General features: G+C 58.9%; 20 protein-coding genes and 3 tRNA genes. 6 read left to right on the top strand and 17 right to left on the bottom strand.

Annotation, left to right across the window (positions count from 1 at the left end; all coding sequences use genetic code 11):
* Positions 1-52 precede the first annotated feature (52 nt).
* From P3C18_RS14855 to P3C18_RS14815, 9 genes are all read right to left on the bottom strand, one after another.
* The gene (locus P3C18_RS14855; RefSeq protein ID WP_275962619.1) at positions 53-1,930 is read right to left on the bottom strand and encodes a SurA N-terminal domain-containing protein; all 1,878 of its coding nucleotides are present in this window, start codon (positions 1,928-1,930) and stop codon (positions 53-55) included.
* A gap of 220 nt (positions 1,931-2,150) precedes the next feature.
* The gene (gene hupB / locus P3C18_RS14850) at positions 2,151-2,423 is read right to left on the bottom strand and encodes a nucleoid-associated protein HU-beta (protein ID WP_010490206.1); all 273 of its coding nucleotides are present in this window, start codon (positions 2,421-2,423) and stop codon (positions 2,151-2,153) included.
* A gap of 136 nt (positions 2,424-2,559) precedes the next feature.
* Positions 2,560-4,953 carry an endopeptidase La gene (gene lon, locus P3C18_RS14845; RefSeq protein ID WP_275962618.1) on the bottom strand — a complete coding sequence of 798 codons (2,394 nt, stop codon included), beginning with the start codon at positions 4,951-4,953 and terminating at the stop codon, positions 2,560-2,562.
* Between the two features lie 149 nt (positions 4,954-5,102).
* Positions 5,103-6,383, bottom strand: coding sequence for an ATP-dependent Clp protease ATP-binding subunit ClpX (clpX, locus tag P3C18_RS14840; RefSeq protein WP_275962617.1), 1,281 nt, complete (start codon positions 6,381-6,383; stop codon positions 5,103-5,105).
* 112 nt (positions 6,384-6,495) lie between these two features.
* Positions 6,496-7,131, bottom strand: a complete 636-nt coding sequence (clpP, locus tag P3C18_RS14835; RefSeq protein ID WP_275962616.1) for an ATP-dependent Clp endopeptidase proteolytic subunit ClpP — start codon at positions 7,129-7,131, stop codon at positions 6,496-6,498.
* 91 nt (positions 7,132-7,222) lie between these two features.
* A complete protein-coding gene (tig, locus tag P3C18_RS14830) occupies positions 7,223-8,533 on the bottom strand; it encodes a trigger factor (protein WP_275962615.1) in 1,311 nt (436 codons plus the stop codon).
* 127 nt (positions 8,534-8,660) lie between these two features.
* Positions 8,661-8,745, bottom strand: a tRNA-Leu gene (locus P3C18_RS14825).
* 52 nt (positions 8,746-8,797) lie between these two features.
* Positions 8,798-8,873, bottom strand: a tRNA-His gene (locus tag P3C18_RS14820).
* A 34-nt stretch (positions 8,874-8,907) separates the two neighbouring features.
* Positions 8,908-8,984 (bottom strand) — tRNA-Arg (locus P3C18_RS14815).
* Between the two features lie 271 nt (positions 8,985-9,255).
* On the opposite strand from P3C18_RS14815, the gene folD reads away from it, so the two are divergent.
* On the top strand, positions 9,256-10,110 hold the full coding sequence (gene folD / locus P3C18_RS14810) for a bifunctional methylenetetrahydrofolate dehydrogenase/methenyltetrahydrofolate cyclohydrolase FolD (protein WP_275962614.1): 855 nt from the start codon (positions 9,256-9,258) through the stop codon (positions 10,108-10,110).
* A gap of 71 nt (positions 10,111-10,181) precedes the next feature.
* Here the strand turns inward: folD and P3C18_RS14805 are convergent, their stop codons facing one another.
* From P3C18_RS14805 to P3C18_RS14780, 6 genes are all read right to left on the bottom strand, one after another.
* On the bottom strand, positions 10,182-11,924 hold the full coding sequence (locus P3C18_RS14805; protein WP_275962613.1) for an ABC transporter substrate-binding protein: 1,743 nt from the start codon (positions 11,922-11,924) through the stop codon (positions 10,182-10,184).
* Positions 11,925-12,007: 83 nt separating this feature from the next.
* Positions 12,008-12,280 carry a DUF2160 domain-containing protein gene (locus P3C18_RS14800; RefSeq protein ID WP_090255866.1) on the bottom strand — a complete coding sequence of 91 codons (273 nt, stop codon included), beginning with the start codon at positions 12,278-12,280 and terminating at the stop codon, positions 12,008-12,010.
* 11 nt (positions 12,281-12,291) lie between these two features.
* Complete coding sequence (locus P3C18_RS14795) at positions 12,292-13,092, bottom strand: carbohydrate ABC transporter permease (RefSeq protein WP_090255867.1); 801 nt, start codon at positions 13,090-13,092, stop codon at positions 12,292-12,294.
* An 8-nt stretch (positions 13,093-13,100) separates the two neighbouring features.
* On the bottom strand, positions 13,101-13,964 hold the full coding sequence (locus P3C18_RS14790) for a sugar ABC transporter permease (RefSeq protein WP_160014187.1): 864 nt from the start codon (positions 13,962-13,964) through the stop codon (positions 13,101-13,103).
* On the bottom strand, positions 13,961-15,073 hold the full coding sequence (locus tag P3C18_RS14785; protein ID WP_275962612.1) for an ABC transporter ATP-binding protein: 1,113 nt from the start codon (positions 15,071-15,073) through the stop codon (positions 13,961-13,963). Before P3C18_RS14785 ends, P3C18_RS14790 begins: the two co-directional genes overlap by 4 nt.
* Positions 15,073-16,167, bottom strand: coding sequence for an ABC transporter ATP-binding protein (locus tag P3C18_RS14780; RefSeq protein ID WP_275962611.1), 1,095 nt, complete (start codon positions 16,165-16,167; stop codon positions 15,073-15,075). Before P3C18_RS14780 ends, P3C18_RS14785 begins: the two co-directional genes overlap by 1 nt.
* Before the next feature lie 260 nt (positions 16,168-16,427).
* Between P3C18_RS14780 and P3C18_RS14775 the strand changes: the two genes are divergently transcribed.
* Positions 16,428-18,281, top strand: a complete 1,854-nt coding sequence (locus P3C18_RS14775; RefSeq protein WP_275962610.1) for a sigma-54-dependent Fis family transcriptional regulator — start codon at positions 16,428-16,430, stop codon at positions 18,279-18,281.
* A 269-nt stretch (positions 18,282-18,550) separates the two neighbouring features.
* Complete coding sequence (locus P3C18_RS14770; protein ID WP_275962609.1) at positions 18,551-19,381, top strand: polysaccharide deacetylase family protein; 831 nt, start codon at positions 18,551-18,553, stop codon at positions 19,379-19,381.
* 54 nt (positions 19,382-19,435) lie between these two features.
* On the opposite strand, the gene cysS is transcribed toward P3C18_RS14770, so the two are convergent.
* Positions 19,436-20,818 carry a cysteine--tRNA ligase gene (cysS, locus tag P3C18_RS14765; protein ID WP_275962608.1) on the bottom strand — a complete coding sequence of 461 codons (1,383 nt, stop codon included), beginning with the start codon at positions 20,816-20,818 and terminating at the stop codon, positions 19,436-19,438.
* A gap of 222 nt (positions 20,819-21,040) precedes the next feature.
* The gene (locus tag P3C18_RS14760; protein ID WP_275962607.1) at positions 21,041-22,705 is read right to left on the bottom strand and encodes a glutamine--tRNA ligase/YqeY domain fusion protein; all 1,665 of its coding nucleotides are present in this window, start codon (positions 22,703-22,705) and stop codon (positions 21,041-21,043) included.
* A 163-nt stretch (positions 22,706-22,868) separates the two neighbouring features.
* Here P3C18_RS14760 and P3C18_RS14755 point away from each other — a divergent pair, with 163 nt between their 5' ends.
* The 3 genes from P3C18_RS14755 (at position 22,869) to P3C18_RS14745 (ending at position 25,522) form a co-directional block, all read left to right on the top strand.
* Entirely contained in the window at positions 22,869-23,363 is a 495-nt protein-coding gene (locus tag P3C18_RS14755; RefSeq protein WP_275962606.1) for a peptidylprolyl isomerase, read from the top strand.
* Positions 23,360-24,088, top strand: coding sequence for a UDP-2,3-diacylglucosamine diphosphatase (lpxH, locus tag P3C18_RS14750; RefSeq protein ID WP_275962605.1), 729 nt, complete (start codon positions 23,360-23,362; stop codon positions 24,086-24,088). The genes P3C18_RS14755 and lpxH overlap by 4 nt, the downstream gene beginning before the upstream one ends.
* 99 nt (positions 24,089-24,187) lie before the next feature.
* Complete coding sequence (locus tag P3C18_RS14745) at positions 24,188-25,522, top strand: SPFH domain-containing protein (protein WP_275962604.1); 1,335 nt, start codon at positions 24,188-24,190, stop codon at positions 25,520-25,522.
* Positions 25,523-25,547 lie beyond the last annotated feature (25 nt).

The raw sequence follows: 25,547 nt of genomic DNA, 5'->3' as shown, positions 1-25,547 counted from the left end.
ATGAAAAAGGCCGCTTAATCAAGCGGCCTTTTTTATACGTCAGCGATATCGATCAGAAGCGCTCGATATCAGCCTTCTCTTCCAATAGCTTGCGGAACGCGGCGAAGTCCTGCTGACCAACGCGCGAGGCGAGGAAGCGGCTGTACATGGCCTTGTCCTCATCCGACAGCGCTTGCTCAGGCTGGCTTACGCCATTGAGACGGATGATCACGAAATCGCCATTGCTCAGACTGATACCGGCGAAAGTCGGCTTGTCGGCCGCTTCAGGCTTGGGCATGCGGAACAGCGCCTGCAGCACCACCGGCTCAACGCCTTCCTGGCTACGCGTCGCCGCTTCAACAACATTCCAGCCTTGCGCAGCATCGGCCTGGGTAACCGGCGTCTGACCTGCGCGCAGAGCAGCCAGCTGCTCCTCGGCTTGGGCTTTGACGGCTTCGCTTGCACGAACCTTGGTCAACTGAGCGCGGATGCTATCGGCAACCTGCTCAAGCGGCAGTTGCTCAGGCTTGTTGTGCTCTTTAACGCGCACCACCACCACAGTGTTCGGATCAAGCTCGATCACACTGCTGTTGCTGCCGTCTTCCAGCACTTCATCGCTGAATGCCGCTTGAATCACCTGACGATTGGCAGTCAGGCCTTCAGTACCACCCTGACGACCAAAGGCCTCAGTGGTCTTGACCTCAAGACCCAGCTCCTGAGCTGGCTGAGCCAGGTCAGAGGCTTCAAACGCGGCGTCTTCAAGGTCTTTGGAAACTTCGACAAAGCGCTGCTCAACCTGACGCGCCTTGAGGTCGCGCTGCAGTTTCTCTTCCAGGCTGGCGAAGCTCGGCACTTCCGGCGCCTGAACGCCCAACAGCTTGATCAGGTGCCAGCCGAACTCACTGCGTACGGGAGCCGATACAGCATTCTCGTCCAGCGCATACAGCGCTTCTTCAAAGGCAGGGTCATATACGCCAGGGCCGGCAAAGCCCAGATCACCGCCCTCACCTGCCGAACCCGAATCATCGGAGACTTCTTTGGCCAGCGCGGCGAAATCTTCGCCCTGCTCAAGACGCTTCTGCACCGCAACCAGTTTGGCCTGGGCTTGTTCGTCATTCAGCTTATCGTTGACCTCAACCAGAATGTGCGCGGCACGGCGCTGCTCGGCGAGATTGGCGATTTCGCTCTGATAAGCGCTTTGCAGCGCCTCATCAGTGACTTCAACCTGATCGAAGAAGGCATCCTTCTTCAATTCGACGTATTCCAGCACAACCTGCTCAGGACTCATGAACTCGCTGGCCTGAGCGTCGTAATACGCCTTGATGTCGTCATCGCTAAGCGTGACTGCATCCAGATCAGCTTTGAGGGTCAGCGTGGCGAAGTCGCGGGTCTGCTTTTCCAGGGCGGCAAAGGCTTGCACCTGGGCATCGGTCACAAAGCCGCTGTTGGCCAAACCAGCGCGCAACTGACCGATGAGCATTTCCTGCTCAAGCATCTGGCGGAACTGCAAGCGGCTGTAGCCCAGCTGACGGATAACCTGATCGAAACGCTCAGCGTTGAACTGGCCATCAACAAGAAACTCAGGTGTTTTCAGGATCAGCTGATCCAGCGCTTGTTGCGAAAAGGCGAACTTGGCGTTTTTGGCGCTATCGAGCAACAAGGTGCGCTCAACCAGGCCATTCAGGGCGGCTTCACGCAGCAGCTTCTCGTCCAGCAGGGAGGCATCAAAATCGCGCCCCAACTGTTGCAGCAATTGACGACGCTGCATCTCGACAGCCTGGCTGAGCTCGGCAGAAGTGATCTTCTCGCCATTCACTTCAGCGGCATTCTGGCTATTACTGGTGCTGGTAAAAATGGCATCCACACCCGTCAGCGCGAGCAGCGCGACAATGATGCCGATGATGGTTTTGGCAATCCAACCCTGTGAATTGTCCCTGATGTTTTGCAGCATGCGTCCCCCAGAACGACTGTACAAATAAAGCAGTCGCGCAGTGTGGGTAAAATCCGGATAGAAGAAAGGCGCATCAGTGGATGCGCCTTCTCGTAACTGGCGAAGCGGATCGAACTCAAGCAGCTGATTCGTCGTGTTCAGCGAGTTATGACTGACTGAACATCCCGCCCCGCGTCAGATCAGCCATTCAACTGATCTGCTGGGCAAAACCGAAAGAGGCTTAGTTGACAGCGTCTTTCAGAGCTTTACCGGCTTTGAAGCCTGGAATCTTGGCAGCAGCGATGCTGATCGGGTTACCAGTTTGTGGATTACGGCCAGTGCGAGCAGCACGCTCTTTAACAGCGAAGGTGCCGAAGCCAACCAGTACTACGGAGTCACCAGCCTTCAGAGCGCCAGTAACGGATTCAATTACTGCGTCCAGCGCACGGCCGGCAACAGCTTTTGGGATATCAGCAGATGCAGCGATGGCATCGATCAGTTCCGACTTGTTCACTCTTAAGTCCCCTTAATTTCTGTTGAGTTTATTTCTTGCTTTTAAATGTAAGCGAAGCTGGTGCGGAGAGCCTGCCGACACGATAAGAGCCGCTTTATAACAAGGGCTCTAAAAATGTGTCAAGAAACCCCTCCGGCTAATGCGTGCTAATTCGCTCCTTGGAATCAGTCTCGCGTTTTTCATCCTTTGCAACCATGGGAGCCGCATCAGGCAAGGGCTCCGGGGCGTATTGCAGCGCAATTTGCAGGACCTCGTCAATCCATTTAACCGGTTTAATCTGCAGGTCTTGCTTAATATTCTCCGGAATCTCTTTCAAATCGCGCACATTCTCTTCCGGAATGATCACGGTCTTGATTCCACCACGGTGAGCGGCCAGCAGTTTTTCTTTCAAACCACCAATGGCCAATACTTGACCACGCAGGGTAATTTCACCGGTCATTGCCACGTCCGCACGCACCGGTATCTGCGTCAGGGCTGAAACCAGCGCCGTACACATGCCAACGCCTGCGCTGGGGCCATCTTTGGGCGTCGCCCCTTCCGGCATATGGATATGGATGTCCTGCTTCTCATAGAAGTCCACAGGCACGCCCAGACTCTTAGCTCGACTGCGTACAACAGTCTGCGCAGCAGTGATGGATTCCAGCATCACATCACCAAGCGAGCCGGTTTTGATCAGCTGACCTTTACCAGGCACCACAACCGCCTCGATGGTCAGCAGCTCACCGCCAACCTGGGTCCAGGCAAGGCCGGTGACCTGACCAATTTGATCCTGCTGCTCGGCCAAACCATAGCGGTGCTTACGCACGCCGAGGAAATGCTCAAGCGAATCAGCTGTGACGGTGACCTGGAAGCGCTTCTCGGTGGAGTGCTCCTTGACCACCTTACGGCACACCTTGGCAATCTGCCGTTCCAGACCGCGCACACCCGCCTCGCGAGTGTAATAGCGAATGATGTCGCGGATCGCTGCGTCCTCAAACACCAGCTCAACCTTCTTCAGACCATTGGCCTGAACCTGCTTGGGCGCCAGGTATTTGATCGCGATGTTGATCTTCTCGGCTTCGGTGTAACCCGGTAGGCGAATCACCTCCATACGGTCCAGCAACGGCCCTGGAATGTTCATCGAGTTGGCCGTGCAGAGGAACATCACATCGGACAGGTCGTAATCGACCTCCAGATAGTGATCGTTGAAGTTGTGATTCTGCTCTGGGTCCAGTACCTCAAGCAGCGCCGACGCAGGGTCGCCGCGCATGTCCTGGCCCATCTTGTCGATTTCATCGAGCAGGAACAGCGGGTTGCGCACGCCAACCTTGGTCATCTTCTGAATCAGACGACCTGGCATGGAACCGATGTAAGTGCGGCGATGACCACGGATTTCCGCCTCATCACGTACGCCGCCAAGGGCCATGCGTACGAACTTGCGGTTGGTGGCGCTGGCAATCGACTCAGCCAGCGAGGTTTTACCCACACCAGGCGGGCCGACCAGACAAAGCACCGAACCTTTGATTTTCTTCACGCGCTTTTGCACGGCGAGGTATTCAAGAATGCGCTCTTTGACCTCATCCAGACCGTAATGGTCGGCATCGAGGATCGCTTCGGCACGCGCCAGATCCAGGCGTACCTTGCTCTGCGCCTTCCACGGCACATTGACCAGCCAATCGATATAAGAGCGCACCACGGTGGCTTCAGCCGACATCGGCGACATCTGCTTGAGCTTGTTCAGTTCAGCATTTGCCTTGGTGTGCGCTTCGGCAGTCAGCCCAGCATTCTCGATGCGTTTTTTCAGCTCATCGAGTTCGTTATGACCTTCTTCGCTGTCGCCCAGCTCCTTCTGGATGGCCTTCATCTGCTCATTCAGGTAGTACTCGCGCTGGCTGCGCTCCATTTGCTTCTTGACCCGACCACGGATGCGCTTCTCGACCTGCAACAGGTCGATTTCAGCATCAAGCAGCGCCAGAACATGCTCGACCCGCGCCTGCAGATCAGTGATTTCCAGGATTTCCTGCTTCTGCTCGATCTTCAGCACCATATGCGCGGCCATGGTGTCGACCAAGCGGCTCGGCTCATCGATGCCATTGAGGGACGCCAGCACCTCGGCAGGTACCTTCTTGCCGAGCTGTACGTACTGCTCAAATTGGCTGAGCAGGCTGCGGGTGAAGACCTCGGACTCACGCTCGGCGGCAGCCACCTCATCGATCAGCTGCACTTCAGCCCGGCAGTGACCATCGACCTCGATAAAGCGCTCAATCTCGCCGCGCTGCTCGCCCTCGACCAACACCTTGACGGTGCCGTCTGGCAATTTCAGCAGCTGCAACACAGTGGCGACGGTACCGACGCGGTAGAGGCCAGCCTCATCCGGATCGTCGTCAGCAGGATTCTTCTGTGCGAGGAGCAGAATTTGTTTGTCGCCCGTCATCGCAGCCTCAAGGGCCTCAATGGATTTCTCACGCCCGACGAATAACGGAATGACCATGTGCGGATAGACCACAACATCGCGCAACGGCAGGAGAGGCAATTCGATGGTTGTCTTCATGATTTTGGCTCTACAGCGGCCATACGGCCGTAAACAGATGGGATGACCCTTAGCCCTAAGATGGGGGCAGCCCCAACAAAAAACAAGCGCTGGCGCAGCAAAAGCAAAGGGGCCCGCAGGCCCCTTGCTTTCAACATGTTGCAAAGCTGTTACGCGTCAGGCGCAGCCTTGGCTGGCAGCTCGTTGTTCTCATAAATGAGCAACGGCTTGGAGGTGCCATCGATGACGCTTTCATCGATAACCACCTTGCTGACATCAGACTGCGACGGAATCTCGTACATGGTATCGAGCAGGATACCTTCGAGAATCGAACGCAGGCCGCGGGCCCCGGTCTTACGCTCCAGCGCCTTGTGGGCAACCGATTTCAGCGCATCCGGACGGAACTCCAGTTCAACCCCTTCCATCTCGAACAGCTTGGCGTATTGCTTGGTCAGGGCGTTCTTCGGCTCAGTCAGAATCTGCACCAAAGCCGCTTCGTCCAATTCATCCAGCGTGGCGATAACCGGCAAGCGGCCCACGAACTCAGGAATCAGGCCAAACTTGACCAAGTCATCAGGCTCAACGGCGCGCAGTGACTCGCCGATTTTCTTGCCCTCTTCCTTGCTGCGGACTTCGGCGCTGAAGCCGATACCACCCTTGGTCGAGCGACCCTGGATAACTTTTTCCAGACCAGAGAACGCACCACCGCAGATAAACAGAATGTTGCGCGTATCAACCTGCAGGAACTCCTGCTGCGGATGCTTGCGACCGCCCTGCGGCGGCACTGAGGCAACCGTACCCTCGATCAGCTTGAGCAGTGCCTGCTGCACGCCCTCGCCCGATACGTCGCGGGTAATCGACGGGTTATCCGATTTGCGCGAAWTCTTGTCGATTTCGTCGATGTAGACGATGCCCATCTGGGCTTTTTCCACATCGTAATCACACTTCTGCAGCAGCTTCTGAATGATGTTCTCGACGTCCTCACCGACATAACCGGCTTCGGTCAGGGTGGTGGCGTCGGCGATAGTGAACGGTACGTTAAGCAAGCGTGCCAGGGTTTCGGCCAGCAGGGTTTTACCCGAGCCAGTCGGACCAATCAGCAGGATGTTGCTTTTGCCCAGCTCGACATCGTCTTTCTTGTCGCGCTGGTTGAGGCGCTTGTAGTGGTTGTACACCGCTACCGCCAGAACCTTTTTCGCACGCTCCTGACCAATGACGTACTGATCGAGGATGGTGCTGATTTCCTTGGGAGCAGGCAATTTATGCGCGCTGCTCTCGGCCTGGGCTTCCTGCACCTCCTCACGGATGATGTCATTGCACAGGTCGACGCACTCGTCGCAGATAAAGACCGAGGGGCCGGCAATCAATTTGCGCACTTCATGCTGGCTTTTGCCGCAGAAGGAGCAATAAAGCAGCTTGCCGTTGTCCTCGCCGTTGCGGGTGTCAGTCATTCGTTCAATCCAAATCCGATAGGCTTGCAACACAAGATGAAGGCTTATGCGGGCTTTTTCAAGCCCGCCAGAGGCCGGACACGCCGACCCGCCCTATTTTGAGTTGCTTATATTAAGCGGGGCGCTTTTCAATCACTGCGTCGATCAACCCGTACTCACGAGCGGCTTCGGCGCTCATGAAATTATCACGGTTGGTATCGCGCTCGATTTCTTCCAAGGTGCGTCCACTGTGCTTGGCCATCAGCATGTTGAGGCGCTCACGGATGAAGAGGATTTCCTTGGCGTGAATTTCGATGTCCGACGCCTGCCCTTGGAAACCACCCAGAGGCTGGTGAATCATCACGCGCGAGTTCGGCAGGCAGTAACGCTTGCCCTCGGCGCCAGCGGTCAGCAGGAATGCGCCCATGCTGCACGCCTGACCAATACAGGTAGTGGACACGTTAGGCTTGATGAACTGCATGGTGTCGTAAATCGACATACCCGCTGTCACCGAACCACCCGGGGAGTTGATGTACAGGTGAATGTCCTTGTCCGGATTTTCCGCCTCAAGGAACAACAGTTGCGCACAGATCAGGTTGGCCATGTAGTCCTCTACAGGGCCAACAAGAAAGATCACTCGCTCCTTGAGCAGGCGCGAATAGATGTCGTAGGCGCGCTCACCGCGAGCCGTCTGCTCGACAACCATGGGTACCAGGCCGCCAGCGGCTTGGATATCAGGCATTTGCTGCATAAAAGGATTGCGGGACATGCGTGCACTCGCTCCCTAAATAGTCATGTCACAAATACGCATAAGCCAGCACGGAGGCTGGCTTATGGCGTGTTCGAACGAGGTAAAGAAATCAGGCGGCTTGTGGTGCTTCTACCGGCTTGACAGCTTCTTCGTACGAGACCGCTTTATCGGTCACGTTGGCCTTCTGCAAAACAGTATCTACAACTTGCTCTTCCAGTACAACCGAACGCACTTCGTTCATTTGCTGGTCGTTTTTGTAGTACCAGGCCACAACCTGCTCAGGCTCTTGGTAAGCCGAAGCCATTTCCTGAATCATTTCGCGAACGCGGGCGTCGTCCGGCTTCAGTTCACACTGCTTGACCACTTCAGCGACAACCAGGCCCAGCACAACACGACGCTTGGCTTGCTCTTCGAACAGCTCAGCTGGCAGCTGCTCAGGCTTGAGGTTGCCACCGAACTGCTGAACGGCCTGCACGCGCAGACGGTTCACTTCGTTGCTGATCAGCGCCTTCGGCACTTCGATCGGGTTGGCAGCCAACAGACCGTCCATCACCTGGTTTTTAACCTTGGATTTGATGGCCTGGCGCAGCTCGCGCTCCATGTTCTTGCGCACTTCAGCGCGGAAGCCTTCCAGACCGCCTTCTTTCACGCCGAACAGGGCGAAGAAGTCATCATTCAGCTCAGGCAGCTGAGGGGCCGCAATGCTGTTGACGGTGACAGTGAACTCGGCAGTTTTGCCAGCCAGGTCCAGATTCTGGTAATCAGCCGGGAAAGTCGGGTTGATTACGCGCTCTTCGCCGGCCTTGGCGCCAACCAGGGCATCTTCAAAGCCAGGGATCATGCGGCCGGAGCCGAGAACCAGCTGAGTGCCCTTGGCCGAACCGCCCGCGAAAGCTTCGCCGTCGATCTTGCCAACGAAATCGATATTCAGCTGATCGCCATTCTCAGCAGCACGCTCGGTGGCTTCGAAACGGGTGTTCTGCTTGCGCAGGATTTCCAGCATGTTGTCGACGTCGGCGTCAGCCACGTCAGCCTGCAGGCGCTCGATGGCGATGGACTCGAAGCCGCCAACGGTGAACTCCGGGAATACTTCGAAGGTCGCAACGTATTCCAGATCCTTGCCTTTCTCGAACGACTTCGGCTCAACGGCCGGAGCGCCAGCTGGATTGAGCTTCTGCTCAACAACGGCTTCGTAGAAAGTGGATTGGATCAGATCACCCAGAGCTTCCTGACGCGCAGCATCTTCATAACGCTGACGGATCACGCTCATTGGCACTTTGCCAGGACGGAAACCAGGGACCTTGGCACGACGGGCAGTCTGCTGCAGACGCTTGTTGACTTCAGTCTCGATGCGCTCAACAGAGACGCCAACGGTCATACGGCGCTCGAGAGCAGAGGTACTTTCAACAGAAACTTGCATGGATAATCCTCGTTGCACAGACATAAGCCGGCCGCTTGCCGGCCCCTAATCAAGGGCATGCATTCTAGAGGGTCGATTTGCAGAAGTCACCCTAGATGCAGGCGGCAAACGGGAGGGAGTTAAAAGATGGTGCGGACGGAGAGACTCGAACTCTCACGCCTTGCGGCGCTGGAACCTAAATCCAGTGTGTCTACCAATTCCACCACGTCCGCGTGGTAAAGCTTTATACAAAAACGCCAGGAATTAACCTGGCGCTTTGGAATATGGGGTGGACGATGGGGATCGAACCCACGACAACAGGAGTCACAATCCTGCGCTCTACCAACTGAGCTACGCCCACCATATTGCATTTTGCTTGAGCCAAGACCGCCAAATGGCACGCCCGGCAGGACTCGAACCTGCGACCATCCGCTTAGAAGGCGGATGCTCTATCCAGCTGAGCTACGGGCGCCTATCCATCTGCAGATGCAGACTTAAAGCTTTCGGCTTCGGAAAAAACTTTGCAGCTTCGACCTTTGCCGTCTTACCCAGCGACTGGCTGTGCTCGACAAGCGGGGCGAATGTTATAGAGGCAGTTTCAGGTCGTCAACAGGAAAAGTTAAAAAAATTCAGCCATTTAAAGGAGTTACGCGAAAACCGCGGCGTGCGCCTTTGCCCCACAGCATGGTCATGCGAGAATGCGCGTCCTTTTTCCATCCTTTCTTTATGGTTAACCAAGCGCAATGACCGCACAACTGATCGATGGCAAAGCAATTGCCGCCAGCCTGCGCCAGCAGATCGCCCAACGTGTCGCCGAACGACGTCAGCAAGGCCTGCGCGCACCCGGGCTGGCGGTGATTCTCGTCGGTAGCGACCCTGCGTCCCAGGTCTACGTTTCGCACAAACGCAAAGACTGCGAAGAAGTCGGCTTCGTATCGCAGGCCTATGACCTGCCAGCCAGCACCGGCCAGGACGAGCTGATGGCATTGATCGACCGCCTGAATGACGAGCCGAGCATCGACGGCATTCTGGTGCAGCTGCCACTGCCAGAACATCTCGACGCTTCTTTATTACTGGAGCGCATTCGCCCGGATAAAGACGTTGATGGTTTCCACCCTTACAACATCGGCCGCCTGGCCCAGCGCATGCCACTGCTGCGCCCTTGCACCCCGAAAGGCATCATGACCTTGCTGCAAAGCACCGGCGTCGACCTGTACGGCATGCACGCGGTGGTGGTTGGCGCCTCGAATATCGTCGGCCGCCCAATGGCGATGGAGCTGCTGCTCGCTGGCTGCACCGTCACCGTGACCCACCGCTTCACCAAAGACCTGCCGATGCATGTCGGTCAGGCCGACATCGTCGTGGTAGCGGCCGGCAAGCCTGGCCTGGTGCATGGCGAATGGATCAAGCCTGGCGCCATCGTTATCGACGTTGGCATCAACCGTCAGACCGACGGCAAGCTGATTGGCGATGTGGTGTATGAAACCGCCCGGCCCCGCGCTGGCTGGATCACTCCGGTCCCGGGCGGCGTTGGCCCGATGACCCGCGCCTGCCTGCTGGAAAACACCCTGCATGCCGCGGAGCATTTGCACGACTGAGTGCCGCGCCGACAGAAATAGAAAACGGCACCTTAGGTGCCGTTTTTTTATGCCTAGTTCAACCCACAGCGTCAGTCGCGGGCTTGTTCCCAAGATTTCAGCAGTTCGTTGTAGTTGATGGTTTCACCCTTGGGCTTCTCGTTGGCCAGTTTCGGCTTCGGTGCGCCAGGCTGATCCAGCCAGTACTGCGGATCACGCGGCTCGTTCAKCTTCGGTCCACACTCGCCGAGCACGCCGGAACGCTCAAGGCGACCCAGCATGGTGTCCTGCGCCGCTGCCAGGCCATCCAGCGCCTCTTGCGGTGACTTGTCGCCGCTGGCTGCTTCGGCAATGAATTGCCACCACAGCTGAGCCAGACGCGGGTAGTCAGGCACGTTGGTGCCGGTCGGAGTCCACTGCACCCGCGCCGGGCTGCGATAGAACTCCACCAGGCCGCCCAGTTTCGGCGCAACGTCGGTCATGGCCTGCGAGTTGATATCCGACTCACGAATCGGCGTCAGGCCAACCAGGGTCTTCTTCAGCGATACGGTTTTCGAAGTAACGAACTGCGCGTAGAGCCAGGCGGCCAGGCGTTGTTTCTCCGGGGTGGATTTGAGGAAGGTCCAGGAACCGGCGTCCTGATAGCCCAACTTCATGCCCTCTTCCCAGTACGGCCCTTTCGGTGAAGGCGCCATACGCCACTTCGGCGTGCCGTCTTCATTTACTACCGGCAGACCTGGCTTGGTCATGTCAGCGGTAAAGGCGGTGTACCAGAAGATCTGCTGAGCGATGCTGCCCTGCGCTGGCACCGGGCCGGACTCGGAGAAGGTCATGCCCTGCGCTTCTGGCGGCGCGTATTTGCGCATCCAGTCGACATACTTGCTGGTGGCATACACCGCCGCCGGGCCGTTGGTATCGCCGCCACGGGCGACGCTGGAACCCACCGGACGGCAACCGTCTACGCGAATACCCCACTCATCCACGGGCAAGCCGTTAGGCAGCCCCTTGTCGCCGCCACCCGCCATAGAGAACCAGGCATCGGTAAAGCGCCAGCCCAGGGATGGGTCCTTCTTGCCGTAATCCATATGGCCGTAGATGCGCTGGCCATCGATTTCCTTGACCTTCTCGGAGAAGAACTCGGCGATGTCTTCATAGGCCGACCAGTTGACCGGCACACCCAGCTCGTAGCCGTAGATTTCCTTGAACTTGGCCTTCAGCTCCGGACGCTCGAACCAGTCGGCGCGGAACCAGTAGAGGTTAGCGAACTGCTGGTCCGGCAGCTGATAGAGCTTGCCGTCAGGTCCGGTGGTGAAGGAAATTCCGATAAAGTCCTGCAGATCGAGGGTCGGCGAGGTCACCGCCTTGCCTTCGCCTTCCATCATGTCGCTGATGGCTACCGCTTTGCCGTAGCGGAAGTGGGTGCCAATCAGGTCGGAGTCGTTGATATAGCCGTCGTAGATGTTCTTGTCCGACTGCATCTGGGTTTGCAGCTTTTCGACGACATCGCCCTCCTGCATCAGGTCGTGCTTGAGCTTGATCCCGGTGATTTCGCTGAAGGCCTTGGCCAGCACCTTGGACTCATATTCGTGGGTGGCGATGGTTTCCGAGGCCACGCTGATGCTCATGCCGCGAAACGGCTCGGCGGCCTTGATAAACCACTGCAGCTCAGCCAGCTGCTGCTCGGGCGTCAGGGTCGAGGGGCTGAACTCCTCGCCGATCCACTTCTTTGCCGCTTCTTCGTAGGCATCAGCCCAGGCTGCGCCGCTCAAGCCGGACAACGTCAGCAGGGCAGCCAGCGCCATGCTATGTCGAGTTTTGTTGTTATTGTCGAACATAGAGACCTCCATCTCAGGGTTTGGAATGAGGCAAGCGGGTCATGGCCGCGCCCAACCAGCGGGCACGGCCAAGGCAGCCCGGTTCAGCCCCAACGCATCACTGCAAACAACCAGAACAGGGACAGCACCGAGGCTATCCAGACACTCCAATCGGTCGCGCCCACCACCAGCAGGTGCAGGTAGGCACTTCCAAGCAGACCGATAAACAGCCGATCACCACGGGTGGTAGCAATCGGCAACAAGCCTTTGCGCTCGATACAGGGCGAACGCAGCTCCCAGATCGTCATGCCGACCAGCAGCATGCCGATAAAGCCGAAAAACAACGCCGTTGGCAGAGTCCAGGCCATCCAATCCATAGTCGCGACTCCTATACCCGGCCCAGGGCAAAGCCCTTGGCCACATGGTTACGGACAAACCAGATCACCAGCATGCCCGGCAGAATGGTCAACACCCCCGCCGCCGCCAGCACGCCCCAATCGATCCCCGATGCCGACACCGTACGCGTCATCACCGCGGCAATCGGCTTGGCATCTACCGAGGTCAAGGTGCGCGCCAGCAGCAGCTCAACCCAGGAGAACATGAAGCAGAAGAACGCGGTAACGCCGATGCCCGAGCCAATCAGCGGAATAAAGATCTTCACGAAAAATTTCGGGAAGCTGTAGCCGTCGATATAAGCGGTTTCATCAATCTCCTTCGGCACGCCGGACATAAAGCCTTCGAGAATCCACACCGCCAGCGGCACGTTGAACAGGCAGTGCGCCAGCGCCACGGCGATATGCGTATCGAACAGGCCGATCGACGAGTACAGCTGAAAGAACGGCAGCAGAAACACCGCCGGTGGCGCCATGCGGTTAGTCAGCAACCAGAAGAACAGGTGCTTGTCGCCGAGAAAGCGGTAGCGCGAAAACGCATAGGCCGCCGGCAGCGCCACTGTCAGCGAAATCACCGTGTTCAGGCACACGTAATACAGTGAGTTGAGATAACCCTCGTACCAGCTCGGGTCGGTGAAGATCACCTTGTAGTTATCGAGAGTGAAGCCATGCGGCCACAGCGTCAGGCCGCCAAGGATCTCGGTGTTGCTCTTGAACGACATGTTCAGCAGCCAGTAAATCGGCACCAGCAGGAACAGGACATACAGCCCCAATACCACCTTCTTGCGTAGGGTCATGGTCGGCCTCAGCGAGTCTTATCGTTGTGGGTCATGGCGGTGTAGAACAGCCAGGACACCAACAGGATGATCAGGAAGTACACCAAGGAGAACGCCGCCGCCGGGCCCAGATCGAACTGGCCGATGGCCATTTGTGTCAGGGTCTGGCTAAGGAAGGTGGTGGCATTGCCCGGCCCGCCGCCGGTCAGCACAAAGGGCTCGGTGTAAATCATGAAGCTGTCCATAAAGCGCAGCATTACCGCGATCAGCAGCACGCTTTTCAGCTTGGGCAGCTGGATATGGCGGAACACGGCCCAGTCGGATGCACGGTCGATGCGCGCGGCTTGGTAGTACACATCCGGAATGGCGCGCAACCCCGAATAGCACAGCAGCGCCACCAGCGAGGTCCAGTGCCAGACGTCCATGATCAGCACCGTGACCCAGGCGTCGCTGGTGTTGGAGGCGTAGTTGTAGCTGATGCCCAGGCTGTTCAGGCTCCAGCCGAGCAAACCGATGTCGGCGCGGCCGAAGATCTGCCAGATGGTGCCAACCACGTTCCACGGAATCAGCAACGGAATCGCCAACACAATCAGCACCAGCGAGGCCATGCGACCCTTGGTCGGCATACACAGGGCGATGGCGATGCCCAAGGGAATCTCGATCAGCAGCACGCAGGCGGAGAAGATGAACTGGCGCAGCAGCGAGTCATGCAGACGGGTGTCCTGCAGCACTTGCTTGTACCAGTCGACGCCGACGAAATAGCGCGTGGAATGGTCGAAGATGTCCTGCACCGAGTAGTTGACCACCGTCATCATCGGCACGATGGCGCTGAACGCCACCAACAGAAACACCGGCAGCACCAGCCACCAAGCCTTGTTGTTCTGCACCTTCATGGCTGCACCTCCTGCGCTTGCGCCTCAACCAGAAAGTCATCGGCATAGAGCATCAACCACTGCGCCGGAAAGCTCAGGTAGACCTGCTGCTGCGGCACGGGCTGGTCTTCCTGCAGGCGCACCTTGAGCGACTGGCCATCGAGTTTTAGGGTGAGAATCTTGTAGGTGCCAAGGTCTTCGACATGCACCACCTCGCCACACAGCGCGTCTTCGTTGGGGCCATCCCAGACGTGCACGAACTCCGGGCGGATGCCAATTTTCAGCTTGGCCCCAGGCCGCTCAGCCAGGCGCCGATTGAGCGCTGCCGACAACGGCAGCACGGTATTGTTGAAGCGCACACCGCCGGCATAAGGCAGCACATCAATCAGGTTCATACCCGGGCTACCAATAAAGTAGCCGACAAAGGTATGGCTGGGCCGCTCGAACAACTCACGCGGGGTGCCGAACTGGACGATCTGCCCGCCGTACATCACCGCAATCTTGTCGGCGAAGGTCGAGGCTTCGAGCTGGTCGTGGGTGACGTAGACCATGGTGATATTGAACTGCTCGTGAATCTGCTTGAGCTTGCGCCGCAGTTTCCACTTCAGGTGCGGGTCGATCACCGTCAGCGGCTCATCGAAGAGAATCGCCGACACGTCATCACGCACCAGGCCGCGGCCCATGGAGACCTTCTGCTTTTCGTCGGCAGTCAGGTTGCGAGCGCGTTTGTGCAGCAGCGGGTGCAACTCCAGCACCTCGGCAATTTCATTGACCTTGGTGAGGATCTTCGCCTCGTTCATGCCCTGATTGCGCAAGGGGAAAGCCAGGTTATCGAACACCGTCATGGTGTCGTAGACCACCGGAAACTGGAAAACCTGGGCGATATTGCGCAGCTCCGGCGGCAGTGCGTTGACCACTTTGCCATCAAACTGTACTTCGCCATGGGAGGGGCTAAGCAGCCCAGAGATAATGTTCAGCAGGGTCGACTTGCCGCAGCCGGAAGGCCCCAACAGCGCATAGGCACCGCCCTGCTCCCACACATGGTTCATCTCGCGGATGGCGTAATCGGCTGATTCAGTCGGCGCACGGCTGTAACTGTGGGCCAGGTTATGCAAGCGGATCTCGGCCATCAGGCGACCCTCCCCAAGCGGCGACTGGGCGCCTGAATCAACTGCCCATCAGCGGCGAAGACAAACAGCTTATGGGTGGGGATATAGATGAGGATCGGCGTGTCCACGTCGTACTCATGCACCCCTGGCAGATGCAGCACCAGCACGAACTGCTCGTTGCGCACATGCAGAAAGGTTTCCGAACCGCTGATCTCGGCCAACTCGACCGTGACCGCCAGCTCCAGGTCGTCATCGTTGGACGGCACCAGGCCGATATGGCTGGGGCGCACGCCGAAGCGGTATTCACCCTCGGCAATGCCTTGCAGGTCCGGATTGAGCGGGAAATGCACGGTATCGGCAAAACTTACTTCGGTGCCGCTGACGCGCCCCGGCATCAGGTTGATCGCTGGCTCCGAGAACAGCTCGGCGGCCAGCACCTGCTGCGGACGGTGATAGACCTCGGCGGTCTTGCCGCTCTGCACCACCCGCCCCTCATGCAGGATGGTGGTGGTGCCGCCCAGGGCCAGGGCTTCGTTGGGCTCGGTGGTGGCATAGATGGCGATGGTATGACGAGCCTGGAACAGCTCGCGCATCTCCTGGCGCAGCTCTTCTCGCAGCTTGTAGTCGAGGTTGACCAGCGGCTCATCAAACAGAATCAGCGAAGCATCCTTGACCAGCGCCCGCGCCATGGCTGTGCGCTGCTGCTGGCCGCCGGACAGCTCCAGCGGGTAGCGCTTAAGCAAGCCATCAATGCGCAGCATTTGCGCTGTGGCGTGGACTTTTTCCAGAATCTCAGCCTTGCTCACACCAGCTTGACGCAGCGGCGAGGCGATGTTCTCGAACACCGTCAGGGTCGGGTAATTGATGAACTGCTGATAAACCATGGAAACGTTGCGCTGGCGCACCGAGACATTGGTCATGTCCGCGCCATTCATCAGGATGCGTCCGCTGCTGGGCTTGTCCAGTCCCGCCATCAGGCGCATAAGGCTGGTCTTGCCAGACAACGTGCGCCCCAGCAGCACATTGAAGGAGCCAGGTTCGAAGCTCAGGCAGGCATCGTCGATATACAGCTGGTGATCAACGATCCGCGTGACATGCTCCAGGGTAAGTGACATGGGCCGTCCTTTTTCTTGTTATCTGCCCAGCTACAAGGCGAGTTCCGTGCCAACCCTTTGAGACGCATCCAAACCATTGATTTAAAACAACTACCGCTAAACATAAACAACACACAGAGACAGCACTGAACACTTTTGAACAGTGCACAGTGAACAACTGAACAGTCACAGCGTTGACATTGAACAGCCTTCGGCGACACTGCAGGGGCCCGGCGCAGACCGTGGCCCATAACAACAAGAACCCGCGCGAGAGACCTGTCATGGCTGACGCTGTCACTGCCCTGCCCCACGAGACCATCATCCAGGACTCCTGGACCCGCTGCCGCGACTACGGCCTGACCCACCAGAGCACGCCGATCTTCAACCAGCCAGAGCGCGGCGAAGTCAGCGCCCTGCTGGAAAGCCAGCACGCCCTGGTGCACACCACCCATAAAGAAGTGCTGCCCTACTACGGCACCATCCTGGCCAACTCCAATTGCCTGATCATGCTGGCCGACCATCAGGGCCAGGTGCTGCAATCCTGGGGCGACCAACGCTTTATCGAACCGAGCCGCGCCGCCGGCTTTGTCGCCGGAGCCACCTGGCTGGAGCGTTATACCGGCACCAATGCCATCGGCACCGCCCTGAGCTGCGCCCAGGCCGTCCACATTCAGCACGATGAGCACTTCCTCAAAGCCAACCGTTTTATGACCGGCTCGGCCTCGCCGATATTTGATGAGCAGCGGCAGATGATCGCGGTGCTGGATGTGTCCAGCGACAGCTACCTGCCGCCTTCGCACACCCTGGGCATGGTCAAGATGATGAGCCAGTCGGTGGAGAACCGGCTGATCCTCAACCTGTTCCAGCAGCGCTACTTCCAGCTGAGCTTTAACACCAGCCTGGACAACCTCAGCAGCCCCTGGGCTGGGTTGCTGATTTTTGATGAGCAAGGCCAGGTGGTTTCCGCCAATCGCCGCGCCGACAGCCTGCTTGGTGTCGGCCTGGCCCAAGTGAATATCGAAAGCCTGTTCGACGTGCCGCTGCAGCAACTGCTCAACCAGCCCGAGGCGCTGCCATTTAACCTGCGCGCCAGCGGCCGCTTTCGTTTTCACGCGCAGATCAAACGCCCACAGCAGCCCGCGCCGATCCAGGCACGCGACTTTCGCCAAACCCAGCAGCCGCCTGCCAACGCCACTCGCACCCCATTCACCCTCGCCTCGCTTAACCTCGGCGATCCACGAGTCGATAAAGCCGTGCGCCAGGCCGAACGCCTGCTGGAAAAGAACATCCCGATCCTGGTGCACGGAGAAACCGGTGTCGGCAAAGAAGTCTTCGTTAAAGCCCTGCATCACGCCAGCTCGCGCGCCAGCCAGGCATTTATCGCCGTCAACTGCGCGGCCATTCCCGCCGAACTGGTGGAGTCCGAGTTGTTTGGCTATGAAAAGGGCGCGTTTACCGGGGCCAACCAGAAAGGCAGCATCGGCCTGATCCGCAAGGCCGACAAAGGCACGTTGTTTCTCGACGAAGTCGGGGATATGCCACTGCGGGTGCAGGCCCGCCTGCTGCGGGTATTGCAGGAGCGCTGCGTCCAACCGCTGGGCAGCAGTGAGCTGTACCCGGTGGATATCCGCCTGATCTCGGCCACCAACCGTCCGCTGCGCCAGGATGTGGAAGGCGGGCTGTTTCGCCAGGACCTCTACTACCGCATCAGCGGCCTCAACCTGCAGTTACCGCCGCTGCGCGAACGCACCGACAAGGCCGCCATGGTCCAGCGCATCTGGGATTACCACCGCGAACCGCAACAATGGGCAGGACTGAGCAATGAAGTGCTTAGCCTGTTCGAGCGTCACCCGTGGCCCGGCAACCTGCGCCAACTGAGCAGCGTCTTGCAGATTGCCCTGGCCATGGCCGATGACCAGCAGATCCGCGCCGAACACCTACCGGATGATTTCTTTGCCGATTTGCAGCCAGCAGCCGCCAGCCAGCCGCAACCGCTGGCCAGCACCAGCGCGGATGATCTGGCCAGCCAATACCAGGCCTGCGGCGGCAATATCTCGCACCTGGCGCGCAACCTCGGGGTCAGCCGCAACACGCTGTACAAACGGCTACGGGAAGTGGGCCTGGCGGCTCGCTAGCACAGGCTGTCGCAGCTGTAAGCCTTAGCCTGATTCAGCCGTCTTAGTCAGCCATGGACTTATATGGCCCTAATAGGGTCGAACCCCTTAGATCGCCATTACAGATTCCCACTGCGACCWGCGCCGCATAGACTCCGCGCCCCGCCTTCTATCCTGCGCCTCCACTGCACCCGCCCTTTTCCCTCGCGAGTCAAAGCCTAATGCGTTACCCCGCAACTCCCACACACGCTTTTTCGCGAATCACGCCATTGGCCTGCGCCTTAGTCAGCATGTTGCTGTTGAGCGCCTGCAGCAGCCTTGCGCCGCCTAAACCCAACCCCGTGATTGAGCCGATACGCTTTCTCCTGAGTTTCGATGACGGCCCCAGCGCCAGCACCCGCGATAACCCAACTGAGCAGATCCTCAACACATTGGCAGACAACCCGATCCAGTCAGGAATCAAGGCACTGTTCTTTGTCCAGACCCGCGCTGCCGGGGCCGGTGGCAGCGTGCAAGGGCAAGCGCTGCTGCGTCGCCAGCAACGTGAGGGCCATCTGCTGGGTTTTCACACCGCGACGCCAGGCCATGCCAACCACCGCTTCCTTAGCCCAGCGGCTCTGGATCAATCATTGAAAGATGGCGTAGCCGACCTGACCGCCATTAGCGGCGCCGCGCCGCGCCTGGTGCGCCCCCCCTTCTGGAACTACGACGAACGCACCTTCGCCGCCTACCAGGCACATGGCCTGCGCTTGCTCCTGACCGATTTGAGTGCCAACGATGGCAAGACCTGGGGCATCAATGGCAGCCTGCGCCGGCGCAGCAATCTGCGTGACCAGCTCGCCCGCGCAGCGCAGCAGATCAGCGTCGGCGCCTTACCAGCAGTCGATGGGGTTATCCCGGTGGTGGTGACCTTCCACGACCTCAACCCCTACACCGCGCGGCATATGCAGGAGTACCTGCAGATCCTGATGGATGTGGCCGAAGATGTTGGCCTGGCCACCGATAAACAGCCGTTCTATGGCCAGCGCGATGCTCTGCAACGTGCTGCTCTCAGACGCGCGCTTGGCGACCCACTGCAGTACGCCCGCCTGCCGGGGCTGTGGAACTGGCTGTGGAACTAGCAGACCGCAATAAAAAAGGCCGCTCGAAGCGGCCTTTTCATTCCAGCAACGCAGCTAGTCAGCCAAACGCCAGGTAGTGCCACCCTTGCCATCTTCCAGCACCACCCCCATGGCGGTGATCTGATCGCGGATGCGGTCGGACTCGCCCCAGTTCTTCTCGGCGCGAGCCTGCAGTCGCGCGGCGATCAAGGCTTCAACCTCGGCAGCATCGACCTTACCGGCAGCACCGGCCTGGAGGAACGCCTCAGGCTCAAGCTGCAGCACACCCAGCACTCCAGCCAGCTCCTTCAAGCGCGCCGCCAGGCCGGCAGCGGCTTGCAGATCACTGTCACGCAGGCGGTTGATCTCGCGAGCCAGCTCGAACAATACGGCGCAAGCTTCCGGCGAGTTGAAGTCGTCATCCATGGCTGCCGCAAAGCGCTCGACAAAGGCATCACCGCCAGCCGGTGCCGCATCGGGCAGGCCTTTGAGCGCGTTATAGAAGCGCTCCAGCGCACCCTTGGCTTCACGCAGGCTGTCTTCGGAGTAGTTGATCGGGCTGCGGTAGTGGCTGGACACCAGCAGGTAGCGCACCACTTCCGGGTGGTACTTCTCCAGCACTTCGCGAATGGTGAAGAAGTTGCCCAGGGATTTGGACATCTTCTCGCCATCCACGCGCACCGCACCGGCGTGCATCCAGGCGTTGGCGTAGAGCTTGCCGGTGGCCGCCTCGCTCTGCGCGATTTCGTTTTCGTGGTGCGGGAACACCAGATCCGGGCCGCCGCCATGAATGTCAAAGGTCTCACCCAGGCAGCAGGTGGACATCACCGAGCACTCGATATGCCAGCCTGGACGGCCTGCGCCCCACGGCGACTCCCAGCTCGGCTCGCCCGGCTTGACGCCTTTCCACAGGACGAAATCCAGCGGGTCCTGCTTGGCTTCATCAACTTCGATGCGCGCGCCAATCTTCAGGTCTTCGATCTTCTTACGCGACAGCTTGCCGTAACCGACAAACTTGCCAACGCGGTAGTACACGTCGCCATTGCCGGGCGCGTAGGCAAAACCCTTATCGATCAAGGTCTGGATCATCTCGTGCATGCCGGCGATATGCCCGGTGGCACGTGGTTCCTGATCCGGACGCAGGACATTCAGACGCGCCTCGTCTTCGTGCATGGCCGCAATCATGCGTTCGACCAGCGCTTCAAACGGCTCGCCGTTGTCGTTGGCGCGCTTGATGATCTTGTCGTCGATGTCGGTGATATTGCGCACGTAGGTCACGTCATAGCCGCGATGGCGCAGCCAGCGAGTCACCACATCGAACGCCACCATCACCCGCGCATGACCGATATGACAGAAGTCGTAAACCGTCATGCCACACACATACATGCGCACCTGGTTACCCACCAGCGGTTTGAAGACGTCTTTGCTTTTGGTCAGCGTGTTGTAGATCGAGAGCATCGGAGTTCCTTGGAAAACCACGGGCCAGCGCACTGGCCCGGTTCTAATCAGAGCGACTGAGCACTAGAGCCTGTTTCGGATCTCGCGAGCTAGAGCGAGACAAGGCAAAAATGGCCGAGGAAGCGGACTGGGCTCGCATGCGAGTTTACTAGCTGTAAATGAGCATTCCGAGGCCATTTTTAACGCAGTATCGCTGACGCGCAGCAGATCCGAGGCTGGCTCTTAGGCCCAGGAATCGCGCAACGTTACGGTACGGTTGAAGACGGGCGCACCCGGCTTGCTGTCCTTGATGTCGGCGCAGAAGTAGCCTTCGCGCTCGAACTGGAAGCGCTCTTCCGGTGCGGCTTCGGCCAGGGATGGCTCGGCGCGACAACCTTTCAGCACTACCAACGAATCTGGGTTGATATTGTCGAGGAAGCTGCCGCCTTCTTCGTCCTTCTCCGGATTAGCAGAGCGGAACAGGCGGTCGTACAGGCGCACTTCACACTCAACGCTTTCAGCGGCCGGCACCCAATGGATCACGCCCTTGACCTTACGGCCTTCAGGGTTCTTGCCCAGGGTGTTTTCGTCGTAGCTGCAGCGCAGCTCGACGATATTGCCGTCGGCATCCTTGATCGCCTCGTCGGCGCGAATCACGTAGCTGCCGCGCAGACGCGCTTCGCCGCCAGGGATCAGGCGTTTGAAGCCGTCCGGCGGGACTTCTTCAAAGTCACCAGCGTCGATATAGATCTCGCGGCTGAACGGCAATACACGCACGCCCATGTCCTGCTTGGGATGACGCGGCAGTTCGAGGTTCTCGACCTGGCCTTCCGGGTAATTGGTGATCACCACTTTCAGCGGTTTGAGCACGCACATGGCGCGGCCCGCGTTGGCATCCAGGTCATCACGGATGGCGAACTCGAGCATGCCGACATCGACCACACCACCTGCGCGGTTGACGCCGATCATGTCGCAGAAAGTGCGGATCGAAGCCGGGGTGTAACCACGGCGACGGAAGCCCGACAGGGTCGACATGCGCGGGTCGTCCCAACCATTGACGTGGTTTTCGTCAACCAACTGCTTGAGCTTGCGCTTGCTGGTGATGGTGTAGTTCAGGTTCAGACGAGCGAACTCGTACTGACGCGGCTGCGCCGGCACTGGCAGTTGCGCCAGGAACCACTCGTACAGCGGACGGTGATCTTCGAACTCCAGGGTGCAGATCGAGTGGGTGATGCCTTCGATGGCATCCGACTGACCGTGGGTAAAGTCATAGCTCGGGTAGATGCACCATTTGTCGCCGGTCTGGTGGTGATGGGCGTGGCGAATGCGGTACAGAATCGGGTCGCGCAGGTTGATGTTCGGCGAGGTCATGTCGATCTTCGCGCGCAGCGAACGGGCGCCATCAGCGAATTCACCGGCTTTCATGCGGGCAAACAGATCAAGGTTTTCCTCGACACTGCGCTCACGGAACGGGCTGTTCTTGCCCGGCTCGGTCAGATTGCCACGGTAGGCGCGCATTTCTTCGGCGTTGAGGTCGCAGACAAAGGCCTTGCCAGCCTTGATCAGCTCGATGGCCCAGGCATGCAGTTGGTCGAAGTAGTTGGAGGCGTAACGCTCCTCGCCCGCCCACTGAAAGCCCAGCCACTGCACGTCGCTCTTGATCGCGTCGATATATTCCTGGTCTTCCTTGGCCGGGTTGGTGTCGTCAAAGCGCAGGTTGCACTCGCCACCAAACTCCTTGGCCAGGCCGAAGTTCAGGCAAATCGACTTGGCGTGGCCGATATGCAGGTAGCCATTAGGCTCCGGCGGAAAACGGGTAATGATCTTCGCGTGCTTGCCGGCATCCAGATCGGCCTGGACGATGGGACGAAGAAAGTTAGCGGCGGCGACGGTTTCTGGCTTGCTCATGGGGTCCTTGATCGTGCAGGTGCGCGGCACAGGGTAGGCCGACTAAAACAAAGCGCTTATCATAGCCGAAGCTGTCAACCCCCTGACAGGCCCAAGAACCGCTGCAATGCCCTTTGCTGGAAATTCAGCGGCTCACGGATTTATCGACAGAGCGATTACCTCCATGATCAAGCTGCACACCAACCACGGCGTTATCACCCTCAACCTGTTCGAAGACAAAGCCCCGGAAACCGTGGCCAACTTCAAGCAGTACGTTAAAGAAGGCCATTACGACAACACCGTTTTCCACCGCGTGATCAGCAACTTCATGATCCAGGGCGGCGGTTTCGAGCCGGGCATGAAGCAGAAAACCACCCGCGCCCCGATCAAGAACGAAGCTAACAATGGCGTCGCCAACAAGATCGGCACCGTGGCCATGGCCCGTACCATGGAGCCGCATTCGGCCTCCGCGCAGTTCTTTATCAACGTGGGTGACAACAGCTTCCTTAACCACAGCGCACCAACCGTACAAGGCTGGGGTTATGCGGTGTTTGGTGAAGTGGTTGAAGGCATGGACGTGGTCAACGCCATCAAGGCCGTTGCCACCACCAGCAAATCCGGCCACCAGGATGTACCGGTTGATGACGTGATCATCGAGCGTGCCGAGATCGTTGAGTGATTCTACTGATCTCCGATCTGCATCTTGAACAGGAGCGCCCGGACATCAGCCGGGCGTTTCTGCATTTTCTCGAAACCCGCGCGGTCCAGGCCCAGGCGCTGTATATCCTGGGCGACTTCTTTGAAGTGTGGATCGGCGACGATGCCATTACCCCCTTTCAACGTTCGATTGCCCAGGCCCTGCGCCAACTCAGCGAGCGCGGCACGCGCATCTACCTGATGCACGGCAATCGCGACTTCTTGATCGGCAAAGCCTTCTGCCGCGAAGCCGGCTGCACCCTGCTCCCCGACCCTAGCGTGATCGAACTGAATGGCCAGCGCGTGCTGCTCATGCATGGCGACAGCCTGTGCACGCGGGATACGAGCTATATGAAGCTGCGCCGCTGGCTGCGCAACCCACTGTCGCTGTTTATCCTGCGTAACCTGCCGCTGAGCACCCGGCAAAAGCTGGCGCGCAAGCTGCGCAATGAAAGCCGCACGCAGACGCGGATGAAAGCCAGCGAGATTGTCGACGTAACCCCGGACGAAGTGCCGCGCATCATGGCCGAGCACGGCGTACGCACGCTGATTCACGGCCACACCCATCGCCCCGCCACCCACGATCTGCAGGTCAACGGCCAAACAGCGCAGCGCATCGTGCTGGGCGACTGGGACAAACAGGGCTGGGCACTGCAGGCAGACCGTCAAGGCTTGCAGCAAAGCGCCTTCGATCTTGCTCCTGCATAAAACTTTGACGCCGCGCACAAAGCGCTGAGTGCCCCCACTTGACGGACGATTCGCCGATCATCAGCATCGGCGACCTCAAAACGCCATCAGGGACCGACCATGCTGCTCAGCAAGGAACACCTTCTTAAATACGCCATCGCACCGGCCGCACTGGTTGCGGTGAGCTTCGTCACCTTCAACAGCGTGTTCTTCTATAACGAAGCCGGTTTTGCCACCCACGTGCGCACCATCTTCGGTGAAGAGAAAGTGGTCGACGACGTTGGCTACGCCACCAAATGGTTCGGCCGCGCCACCGCCTGGAAGAAGGCCCTGAGCGTGCAATCGGTGCTCACCGAAGCTCTGGCCATCGACGACAGCAGCGACAACGACTCGCTCGGCGCGACCATTGAAGCCTTCCCCATCGTATTTCTCGGTAACGTCGACGCCAAGGTCGAGTCCTCGGCGCGTTTCCGCCTGCCGGCGGGTGAGCAGTTCCTGAAAATCGCCCAGGAATACCGCAACCCGGAAAACTTCATCAAGACCGCCCTGGTGCCGGCCATCAAGGAAACCCTGCAGGCCACCGCCTCGCTGATGAGCGCCGACGACTTCTATGCCGGTGCACGCAGCGAGTTCGCCGCCGAGTTCGAAAACCAGCTGAATGATGGCCTGTACCTGATCAAGCGCAAGGAAATCCGCGGCCCGCGCGGCCATCAGCCGAGCCAGACCGCGATTCTGCAAGCCGGCACCGAACAGGGCGCGTTCGGCGATAACAATGTCAGCCAGTTCATCACCGAGAAGGTCATGGACAGCAAGGGCATTCCGGTGCGCAAGCAGCAGCAGTTCCGCAAATACGGCGTCGAAGTGGTCGAGGCGCGCATCACCAACGTCGACCCCAACCCGCAGTACAAGCAGCGCATGGTCAAGGTGCAGCAAGCCCTGGCTGAGCTGGCCGTCGCGCGGCAGAACCGCCTGAAGGAAGAGGAAGAGAAGCTACTGGTGACCGCCCGCGGTGAGAAAGAAGTAGAAKCACGTCGCCAGGAAACCCTGCGCGACCAGATCGAACGCACCACCCAGGCGGAAACCGAGAAGCAACTGGCGATCATCAACGCCGAGCGTGAGAAAGGCCGCGCTGAGATCGAWAAACAGACCGCCGAACTGCTGCGCGATAAAGCGGCGATCACCGCCGATGCGACGAAGATCACCGCTGATGCTGAAGCCCACGCCCGTGAAGCGGTGATCAAGGCCGACGGCGCGCTGCAACCCAAGCTCGATGCGCTGATCGCGATCAACAAGGTCTGGGCCGAAGCCGCCGCCCAGGCGCCGGTGCCGAGCGTGATGATGGGGGGCGGTAGCGATGGCGCCAGCAGCCGTCAGGACGAAATCAGCCAGCTGATGGGTGTGCTGGCCAYCAAGGCCGCGCGCGACCTGTCGCTGGATCTGAAAGTGCAGCAGTAAGCACCGCACACTCGCCTACAAAAAA

Source organism: Pseudomonas sp. 1928-m (assembly GCF_029269135.1).
In the GTDB taxonomy this organism is placed as follows: domain Bacteria; phylum Pseudomonadota; class Gammaproteobacteria; order Pseudomonadales; family Pseudomonadaceae; genus Aquipseudomonas.
The sequence above is the reverse complement of the archived record's forward strand: the minus strand, read 5'-3'. Positions and strand labels throughout refer to the sequence as shown.

What these genes read in the sequence shown, in the direction of transcription:
- P3C18_RS14855 (WP_275962619.1), bottom strand. Translation starts at nt 1,930, where the DNA reads ATGCTGCAAAACATCAGGGACAATTCACAGGGTTGGATTGCCAAAACC.
- lon (WP_275962618.1), bottom strand. Translation starts at nt 4,953, where the DNA reads ATGAAGACAACCATCGAATTGCCTCTCCTGCCGTTGCGCGATGTTGTG.
- clpP (WP_275962616.1), bottom strand. Translation starts at nt 7,131, where the DNA reads ATGTCCCGCAATCCTTTTATGCAGCAAATGCCTGATATCCAAGCCGCT.
- tig (WP_275962615.1), bottom strand. Translation starts at nt 8,533, where the DNA reads ATGCAAGTTTCTGTTGAAAGTACCTCTGCTCTCGAGCGCCGTATGACC.
- folD (WP_275962614.1), top strand. Translation starts at nt 9,256, where the DNA reads ATGACCGCACAACTGATCGATGGCAAAGCAATTGCCGCCAGCCTGCGC.
- P3C18_RS14800 (WP_090255866.1), bottom strand. Translation starts at nt 12,280, where the DNA reads ATGGATTGGATGGCCTGGACTCTGCCAACGGCGTTGTTTTTCGGCTTT.
- P3C18_RS14795 (WP_090255867.1), bottom strand. Translation starts at nt 13,092, where the DNA reads ATGACCCTACGCAAGAAGGTGGTATTGGGGCTGTATGTCCTGTTCCTG.
- P3C18_RS14790 (WP_160014187.1), bottom strand. Translation starts at nt 13,964, where the DNA reads ATGAAGGTGCAGAACAACAAGGCTTGGTGGCTGGTGCTGCCGGTGTTT.
- P3C18_RS14785 (WP_275962612.1), bottom strand. Translation starts at nt 15,073, where the DNA reads ATGGCCGAGATCCGCTTGCATAACCTGGCCCACAGTTACAGCCGTGCG.
- P3C18_RS14780 (WP_275962611.1), bottom strand. Translation starts at nt 16,167, where the DNA reads ATGTCACTTACCCTGGAGCATGTCACGCGGATCGTTGATCACCAGCTG.
- P3C18_RS14775 (WP_275962610.1), top strand. Translation starts at nt 16,428, where the DNA reads ATGGCTGACGCTGTCACTGCCCTGCCCCACGAGACCATCATCCAGGAC.
- P3C18_RS14770 (WP_275962609.1), top strand. Translation starts at nt 18,551, where the DNA reads ATGTTGCTGTTGAGCGCCTGCAGCAGCCTTGCGCCGCCTAAACCCAAC.
- cysS (WP_275962608.1), bottom strand. Translation starts at nt 20,818, where the DNA reads ATGCTCTCGATCTACAACACGCTGACCAAAAGCAAAGACGTCTTCAAA.
- P3C18_RS14760 (WP_275962607.1), bottom strand. Translation starts at nt 22,705, where the DNA reads ATGAGCAAGCCAGAAACCGTCGCCGCCGCTAACTTTCTTCGTCCCATC.
- P3C18_RS14755 (WP_275962606.1), top strand. Translation starts at nt 22,869, where the DNA reads ATGATCAAGCTGCACACCAACCACGGCGTTATCACCCTCAACCTGTTC.